Raw genomic sequence first — 257 nt, 5'->3', positions numbered from 1 at the left:
AATCATTTGCTGATCATTATCAGCTGACCTTTCCTATTCTGATTGACAAAAGCGGAATTAACGGGGATTTCAACGTGCTTTCTTATCCGACAACATACATATTAGACGAAAAAGGAACCATTCAGCACATTCGCGTAGGCACGATGACAAAAAAAGAAATGAAAGAAAAACTGGATCTCAAATAGAGGTTCAGTTTTTTTATTGTGAAGGGCTTAGGTTTTGAAAAATTGGAAAAAATGAATGAAAACACGGAGGTG

1 protein-coding gene is annotated in these 257 nt (G+C 36.2%); it reads left to right on the top strand.

From position 1 onward, the window contains the following. The coding region (locus SB658_RS25485; protein WP_410603229.1) for a peroxiredoxin family protein at positions 1-185 on the top strand (185 nt) is incomplete at its 5' end. Positions 186-257: the final 72 nt, after the last annotated feature.

The organism is Bacillus sp. SIMBA_008 (assembly GCF_046535495.1).
Classification (GTDB): domain Bacteria; phylum Bacillota; class Bacilli; order Bacillales; family Bacillaceae; genus Bacillus; species Bacillus subtilis.
Note: the sequence above shows the minus strand (reverse complement) of the source record. Positions and strands in the feature narration are given on the sequence as shown.